At 61.6% G+C, this 6337-nt stretch carries 7 protein-coding genes; 1 reads left to right on the top strand and 6 read right to left on the bottom strand.

The genetic code is table 11. The annotated features are described in order from the left end of the window. Positions 1-118 precede the first annotated feature (118 nt). Positions 119-1060 (top strand): AEC family transporter, encoded by a 942-nt coding sequence (locus SNL23_RS22575; RefSeq protein ID WP_318303564.1) that lies wholly within the window; start codon positions 119-121, stop codon positions 1058-1060. Here the strand turns inward: SNL23_RS22575 and SNL23_RS22570 are convergent. The 6 genes from SNL23_RS22570 to gatC form a co-directional block, all read right to left on the bottom strand. Then, positions 1057-1437 (bottom strand): carboxymuconolactone decarboxylase family protein, encoded by a 381-nt coding sequence (locus SNL23_RS22570; protein WP_318303562.1) that lies wholly within the window; start codon positions 1435-1437, stop codon positions 1057-1059. The genes SNL23_RS22575 and SNL23_RS22570 overlap by 4 nt on opposite strands. Then, the gene (locus tag SNL23_RS22565; protein ID WP_076014453.1) at positions 1434-2480 is read right to left on the bottom strand and encodes a calcium/sodium antiporter; all 1047 of its coding nucleotides are present in this window, start codon (positions 2478-2480) and stop codon (positions 1434-1436) included. Before SNL23_RS22565 ends, SNL23_RS22570 begins: the two co-directional genes overlap by 4 nt. A gap of 59 nt (positions 2481-2539) precedes the next feature. Then, the gene (locus tag SNL23_RS22560; RefSeq protein ID WP_076014440.1) at positions 2540-2911 is read right to left on the bottom strand and encodes a septal ring lytic transglycosylase RlpA family protein; all 372 of its coding nucleotides are present in this window, start codon (positions 2909-2911) and stop codon (positions 2540-2542) included. 129 nt (positions 2912-3040) lie between these two features. After that, the gene (gene gatB / locus SNL23_RS22555; protein WP_076014439.1) at positions 3041-4486 is read right to left on the bottom strand and encodes an Asp-tRNA(Asn)/Glu-tRNA(Gln) amidotransferase subunit GatB; all 1446 of its coding nucleotides are present in this window, start codon (positions 4484-4486) and stop codon (positions 3041-3043) included. Positions 4487-4496: 10 nt separating this feature from the next. Continuing rightward, positions 4497-5948, bottom strand: a complete 1452-nt coding sequence (gene gatA / locus SNL23_RS22550) for an Asp-tRNA(Asn)/Glu-tRNA(Gln) amidotransferase subunit GatA (RefSeq protein ID WP_076014438.1) — start codon at positions 5946-5948, stop codon at positions 4497-4499. A gap of 16 nt (positions 5949-5964) precedes the next feature. Then, on the bottom strand, positions 5965-6252 hold the full coding sequence (gatC, locus tag SNL23_RS22545; RefSeq protein ID WP_003216077.1) for an Asp-tRNA(Asn)/Glu-tRNA(Gln) amidotransferase subunit GatC: 288 nt from the start codon (positions 6250-6252) through the stop codon (positions 5965-5967). Between the last annotated feature and the right edge of the window lie 85 nt (positions 6253-6337).

The following is a 6337-nucleotide window of genomic DNA, read 5'->3' as shown; positions in this document are numbered from 1 at the left end:
TATTTACAGCTCGGGACTGTCGCTTAACTGACTGGCATTAGGGCGAGCTCCCACCATAAGGGCGCTAGGTGGCTTATCATTAGCCACCTACCGACGCCCACCCAAGGTTCTCCCCGGCATGCTGGCTATCTTCCTACAAACCCTGAACATCACCGCGCCGGTGTTTGCCATGCTGTTCCTGGGCGTCCTGCTCAAGCGCATCAACTGGATCAACGACAATTTTATCCACACCGCCTCGTCTCTGGTGTTCAACGTCACCATGCCGGCGTTGCTGTTCCTCGGGATTCTCCACGCCGACCTGCATTCGGCCCTCAAGCCCGGCCTGCTGATCTATTTCGCCGTCGCCACACTGTTGAGCTTCGCCCTGGCCTGGGGCTGGGCGATCTTTCGTTGCCCGCGTGTAGACCGTGGTATTTACGCCCAAGGCGCATTTCGCGGTAACAACGGCGTGATCGGCCTGGCCCTGGCGGCCAGCATGTACGGCGACTACGGGATTTCCCTTGGCGCGGTGCTCGCGGCGCTGGTGATCCTGTTCTACAACACCCTGTCGACCATCGTGCTGGCGGTGTACAGCCCGGTGATCAAGTCCGACCCGTGGAGCATCTTCAAGAGTGTGCTGGCCAACCCGCTGATCATCAGTGTGATCGTGGCGGCGCCCTTCGCGTATTTCCAGATTGGCCTGCCTGGCTGGCTGGAATCTTCCGGGCAATATTTGGCGGACATGACCTTGCCATTGGCGTTGATCTGCATCGGCGGCACGTTGTCGCTGGCGGCACTGCGCAAAAGCGGTGACATGGCCCTGAGTGCCAGCCTGATGAAGATGATCTGGCTGCCGGTGCTCGCTACCTTTGGCGCGTGGCTGCTGGGGTTCCGTGGGCCGGAGCTGGGGATTCTGTTCCTGTACTTCGGTGCGCCCACGGCAGCGGCCAGTTTTGTCATGGCGCGTGCGGCGGAGGGCAATCATGAGCTGGCGGCCGCGATTATCGTGATCACCACCTTGATGGCGGCGGTGACCACGAATATCGGGATTTTCGTGTTGCAGGCGGGCGGCTGGATCTAGGCGTCGTTCTGGTAACTGTCGATCACTTCCTGAGCGGCGCGGAAAGCGTCAATCGCCGCCGGCACGCCGGCATACACCGCACAATGCAGCAGCGCCTCGCGAATCTCCTCCACGGTGCAACCGTTGTTCAGCGCGCCGCGCACGTGGCCCTTGAGCTCTTGCGGGCACTTCAGCGCGGTCAGCGCGGCGAGGGTGATCAGGCTGCGGGTTTTCAGCGGCAAGCCTTCGCGGTTCCACACGCTGCCCCAGGCATGCTCGTTGACGAAGTCCTGCAGCGGCTGGCTGAACTCGGTGGCATTGCCCAGCGCCCGATCGACAAACACATCACCCATCACCTGACGGCGCATTTCAACGCCGGGCTTTTTCTGTTCGGTCATTGCGATTCCCTCTTGTGTTGGCGGCGCCAGGCTCGCAGCGAGGTGAACAACAGGAAAGCCACCAGCGCTGGCAGGACGTAATACAGCATCAGTTGTTCAAGCTTGTTGGCCAGCGGCATGCCGAAGGTGAACGACACCACATGCAGCCCGTACACCAGGTACAGGCCCAGGAACACCAGCCCTTCCGCCCGAGTGACGCGGTAGCCCGAATAAAACACCGGCAGGCACAGTGCGATCACGCCAAGCATCACCGGCAAGTCGAAATCCAGGGCGTTGGGCGACACTGACAGCGGCGAGGGCGCCACCAGGGCAGTAAAACCCAGCACCCCAAGCAGGTTGAACAGATTGCTGCCGATCACGTTGCCCACGGCAATTTCCCGCTGGCCGCGCAGGGCGGCGATCAACGAGGTGGCCAGGCAGGGCAGGGAAGTGCCGACGCCAATCAGCGTCAGGCCGATGATGCGCTCCGACAGCCCGAGGTCAGAGGCCACGTCCACTGCAGCGCCCAGGACCAGATGCCCGGCGAGTACCAGGATCAACAGCCCGCCGATCATCAGCAGCACGCTGCTCAGCCACGGCGCTTGCACCACGGTGTCCCGGGTGCGGGGGCGGCGGGAATGGCGGGTCTGGTAGAGCAACACGCTGAGGTAGGCAATCAGGGCCACCAACAGCAACAGGCCATCAACCGGCGTCAGCTCTTCATTGGCGGCGAGCACAAACACCAGCAGGCTGGCGAGGATCATCATCGGGATGTCCAGGCGCACCAGTTGCCGCGAAACCCGCAGCGGAATGATCAGGGCTGCCAGGCCAAGGGTCACGAGGGTATTGAAGATACTGCTGCCGATCACACTGCCGACGGCGATGTCGGTGTTGTCCGCCAGGGTGGCTTGCAAACTGATCGCCATCTGTGGCGCGCTGCTGCCGAAGGCGACGATGCTCAGGCCGATGATCAGTGGGCGCACCTTGAGGCTGGCCGCCAGGCGCACGGCGGCGCGCACCAATACTTCGGCTCCGAAGATCAACAGCAGCAGGCCGCTGATCAGTTCGATCACGCTAAAGGGCGAGAGGGCGGTTAATGCGGAAATGGCCAGGGCTCCGTCGGTCAGTTGCTGAGGGCTTGCACGCGAACACGTGCGGTGCCGCTGCTTATCATACCCAGCTGTGCGGCGGCTTTGCGTGAAAGGTCGATCAGACGTCCACGGGTGTGCGGGCCGCGATCGTTGATGCGGACAACGACGCTTCTGTTGTTGTCGAGGTTGGTGACCCTCACTTGCGTGCCGAAGGGCAGGCGACGATGGGCGGCGGTCAAGGCATTCTGGTTGAACGGTTCACCGCTGGCAGTACGGTTGCCGTGGTGTTTGGCGCCGTAGTAGGAAGCGGTGCCGGTTTCGTCGTAGCCGTTGGGGTCGATGAGGCCGCTGGCGCAGCCGGCGAGCAGAGAGAACAGGGCCAACAGGCCGAGTAGACGCTTCATTCAAGGTGTCCCCGATGATCGTTCCCACGCTCTGCGTGGGAATGCAGCCGATGACGCTCCGCGTCACAAAAGCGGACGCAGAGCGTCCTGTGAGGCGTTCCCACGCGGAGCGTGGGAACGATCATTGGATCAGCCTTCGAGTTTGCTTTTCAGCAGTTCGTTGACCTGTTGCGGGTTGGCCTTGCCTTTGGAGGCTTTCATCGCCTGGCCGACAAAGAAGCCGAACATCTTGCCGCGCTTGGCTTCATCCGCCGCACGGTATTGTTCAACCTGCTCGGCGTTGGCCGCCAGCATCTCGTCGAGCACTGCCGAAATCGCGCCGCTGTCGGTGACTTGCTTCAGGCCGCGCTTTTCGATGATCTCGTCAGCGTTGCCTTCGCCTGCGGCCATGGCTTCAAACACGGTCTTGGCGATTTTGCCGGAGATGGTGGTGTCCTTGATCCGCAGCAACATGCCGCCCAATTGCTCGGCCGATACCGGTGCCTCGTCGATTTCCAGGCCCTGTTTGTTCAACAGGCTGCCCAGCTCAACCATCACCCAGTTGGCCGCCAGTTTGGCGTCGCCGGCGATGCTCACGACTTTTTCGAAGTAGTTGGCTTGCTCGCGGCTCGACGCCAGCACGCTTGCGTCGTACACCGAAAGACCGAACTGCTCCTGGAAACGCTCGCGTTTTTGCGGCGGCAGTTCCGGCAGCGTGGCGCGTACGTCAGCCAGGAACGAGTCCTCGATGACGACCGGCAACAGGTCCGGATCGGGGAAGTAACGGTAGTCGTTGGCTTCCTCCTTGCTGCGCATGGCGCGGGTTTCGTCTTTGTTCGGGTCGTACAGGCGGGTCTGCTGGATCACCTTGCCGCCGTCTTCGATCAGTTCGATCTGGCGACGCACTTCGGTGTTGATCGCCTTCTCGATGAAACGGAACGAGTTGACGTTCTTGATCTCGCAGCGGGTGCCGTACTCGACCTGGCCTTTTGGCCGCACCGACACGTTGCAGTCGCAACGCAGCGAGCCTTCGGCCATGTTGCCGTCGCAGATGCCGAGGTAGCGCACCAGCGCGTGGATCGTCTTGACGTAGGCCACGGCTTCCTTGGCACTGCGCATGTCCGGCTCGGAAACGATCTCCAGCAGCGGAGTACCGGCGCGGTTCAGGTCGATGCCGGTGGCGCCGTTGAATTCTTCATGCAGGCTCTTGCCGGCATCTTCTTCCAGGTGCGCACGGGTCACGCCGACACGTTTGATAGTGCCGTCTTCCAGCGGGATGTCCAAGTAGCCCTTGCCAACGATCGGCAATTCCATCTGGCTGATCTGGTAGCCCTTGGGCAGGTCCGGGTAGAAGTAGTTCTTGCGGGCAAACACGTTGTGCTGGCCGATCTCGGCGTCAATCGCGAGGCCGAACATCACCGCCATGCGCACCGCTTCCTGGTTCAGCACCGGCAGTACGCCGGGCATGCCCAGGTCTACGAGGCTGGCCTGGGTGTTGGGCTCGGAGCCGAACGTGGTGGCGCTACCGGAGAAAATCTTCGATTGGGTGGCGAGCTGGGTATGAATCTCCAGCCCGATCACGACTTCCCATTGCATAGTGTTCTCCTCAGAAGCCGGTAGGGGTGCGAGTGTGCCAGTCAGTGTTCAACTGGTACTGGTGCGCCACATTGAGCAGGCGGCCTTCCTGGAAATACGGGGCGAGCAGTTGCACGCCCACCGGCAAACCGTCGACAAAGCCAGCAGGCATGGACAAGCCCGGCAGACCGGCGAGGTTGGCGGTGATGGTGTACAGGTCTTCCAGGTACTCGGCGATCGGGTCGCCGGTCTTGGCACCGATCTTCCAGGCCGGGTTCGGCGTGGTTGGGCCGAGGATCACGTCGACTTCATTAAAGGCTGCCATGAAGTCGTTCTTGATCAGGCGACGGATCTTTTGCGCCTTGAGGTAGTACGCGTCGTAGTAACCGGCCGACAGGGCGTAGGCACCGACCATGATCCGGCGTTGTACTTCCACGCCGAAACCTTCGCCACGGGAGCGCTTATAAAGGTCGGTGAGGTCTTTCGGGTTTTCGCAGCGGTAGCCGAAACGCACGCCGTCGAACCGCGACAGGTTGGAGGACGCTTCTGCCGGGGCGATCACGTAGTAGGCCGGAATCGCGTGCTGGTTGTTTGGCAGGCTGATTTCCTTGATCACGGCGCCGAGCTTTTCCAGCTCCTTGACGCTGTTGTGCACCAGTTCGGCGATGCGCGGGTCGAGGCCGGCGCTGAAGTACTCTTTCGGCACGCCGATGCGCAGGCCTTTGATCGAGGTATTCAGGCTGGCGCTGTAGTCCGGCACGGGTTCATCGATGCTGGTGGAATCCTGCGTATCGAAGCCTGCCATGCCTTGTAACAAAATTGCGCAGTCTTCAGCGGTGCGAGCCAGAGGGCCGCCCTGGTCGAGACTGGAAGCGTAGGCAATCATGCCCCAGCGGGAAACGCGACCGTAGGTCGGTTTCAAACCGGTGAGGTTGGTGAACGCGGCCGGTTGGCGGATCGAACCACCGGTGTCGGTGGCCGTGGCGGCAGGTAACAGACGAGCGGCAACCGCTGCTGCCGAACCACCGGACGAACCGCCTGGCACGTGCTCAAGGTTCCACGGGTTTTTCACCGCGCCGTAGTGGCTCGACTCGTTGGCCGAGCCCATGGCGAATTCGTCCATGTTGGTCTTGCCCAGGGTCACAGCCCCGGCAGCAGCCAGCTTGGCAACCACGGTGGCGTCGTAGGGCGCCTTGAAATTGTCGAGCATCTTCGAGCCGCAGCTGGTGCGAATGCCCTGGGTGCAGAACAGGTCTTTGTGGGCAATCGGCGCACCCAACAGGGCGCCGTTCTCACCGTTGGCGCGACGTGCGTCGGCGGCCTTGGCCTGGCTCAGGGCCAGCTCTTCGGTGATGCTGATGAAGCTGTTGACCTTGGGGTCCAGCTCGGCGATACGCGCCAGCAGGGTCTTGGTCAGCTCTTCGGAAGAAAACTTTTTGTCGGCGAGACCGCGGGCGATCTCGGCCAGAGTCAATTGATGCATTGCAGGCTCTTTCCCTTTAGTCGATGACTTTCGGAACCAGGTACAGGCCGTTTTCGACCGCTGGCGCGATGGACTGGTAGGCCTCGCGATTATTGCGCTCGGTCACGACGTCGGCGCGCAGGCGCTGGCTGGCTTCCAGCGGGTGAGCCAGGGGCTCGATGCCGTCGGTATTCACGGCTTGCATTTGGTCGACCAGCCCGAGAATGCTGTTCAGGGCTGCGGTGGTCTGTGGAAGATCGGCTTCATTGAGGCCCAGGCAGGCCAAATGAGCGATTTTTTCCACGTCGGAGCGTTCAAGCGCCATGGGATTCTCCAGTGGAAAACAGAACGGAAGCTATCCGTGTGTTAGATTGTAGGAACACTACCGCATTTCTACGGTCATATGGCCG

It is taken from the genome of Pseudomonas sp. SED1, from assembly GCF_034044025.1.
GTDB lineage: Bacteria > Pseudomonadota > Gammaproteobacteria > Pseudomonadales > Pseudomonadaceae > Aquipseudomonas.
The sequence above is the reverse complement of the archived record's forward strand: the minus strand, read 5'-3'. Positions and strand labels throughout refer to the sequence as shown.

What these genes read in the sequence shown, in the direction of transcription:
- SNL23_RS22570 (WP_318303562.1), bottom strand. Translation starts at nt 1,437, where the DNA reads ATGACCGAACAGAAAAAGCCCGGCGTTGAAATGCGCCGTCAGGTGATG.
- gatC (WP_003216077.1), bottom strand. Translation starts at nt 6,252, where the DNA reads ATGGCGCTTGAACGCTCCGACGTGGAAAAAATCGCTCATTTGGCCTGC.
- SNL23_RS22575 (WP_318303564.1), top strand. Translation starts at nt 119, where the DNA reads ATGCTGGCTATCTTCCTACAAACCCTGAACATCACCGCGCCGGTGTTT.
- SNL23_RS22560 (WP_076014440.1), bottom strand. Translation starts at nt 2,911, where the DNA reads ATGAAGCGTCTACTCGGCCTGTTGGCCCTGTTCTCTCTGCTCGCCGGC.
- gatB (WP_076014439.1), bottom strand. Translation starts at nt 4,486, where the DNA reads ATGCAATGGGAAGTCGTGATCGGGCTGGAGATTCATACCCAGCTCGCC.
- gatA (WP_076014438.1), bottom strand. Translation starts at nt 5,948, where the DNA reads ATGCATCAATTGACTCTGGCCGAGATCGCCCGCGGTCTCGCCGACAAA.